The sequence below is a fragment of the Gordonia sp. GN26 genome (genome assembly GCF_054823965.1).
In genome coordinates, this window is the sequence record NZ_JSYC01000155.1 from 1 (window position 1) to 715 (window position 715).

Annotated in this window: 1 protein-coding gene; it reads right to left on the reverse strand. The window is 65.6% G+C overall.

The window, feature by feature from the left end; all coding sequences use genetic code 11:
- Positions 1–42: 42 nt before the first annotated feature.
- Positions 43–715: HNH endonuclease signature motif containing protein (locus OK17_RS21370; RefSeq protein WP_461418688.1), on the reverse strand; the 673-nt coding region annotated here is incomplete at its 5' end.

A 715-nucleotide genomic window follows, 5' to 3' on the forward strand; every position in this document is an offset into this window, starting at 1 on the left:
TGAGGTGCGAGCGCAGCGAGCCTCGAAGGGCCGGCGACGCTCCTATCCTGAGTGCCCGTACGCGTGGTCGAGAAGTGCTGAGGCGACTACGAGTTCGACGGGTGTGGCGTCACGGAGGTCGATGACTTCACGCAGGTGGAGGCGTGTTTCATTGCCGGACTCGGTGTCGGGTCCGTGGATTTCGGTGCGCACTTGTTGGAGGTGTTCGGTGAATCGGCGGGGTATGTCGGGGCGCCGGTTGATGCGTTCGGGGTTGGGTGGTGCGCCGGGTTCGGCGTTGAGCCGCCAGGCGCAGCGGCCTTCGTCGGGTCCTTCGCGCACCATGCGGGTGGTGTAGTCGCCGGGTTGGTTACTGACCATGCGGTTGTGTTTTGGGCAAGCGGGTGCGAGGTCGGTGATGTTGGTGAGTCCACCTGCTGCCCAATCGAGTTGGGCGTGATGCATCTCGACGTGTGCGGCGGCGAGGCCGCAGCCGGGGGTGGAGCAGCTTTCGCCGTCGGGTCGGGCGAAGGACACGAGTCGTTGTTCACGGGTGGCCAGGCGTTTGCCGCGTCCGAAGTACAGCGGGACCGCGGTGGCGTCTTTGAACACCGCCAACCAAGGCTGGGCGTCGGCGACCATGTTGATGAGGTCGGGGATGGGGATCAGGGTGCCGGTCGCGGTGGTGGCAAACCCGGCTTCGCGTCTGAGGTCGGTGAGGTCGGCTTTGATGATC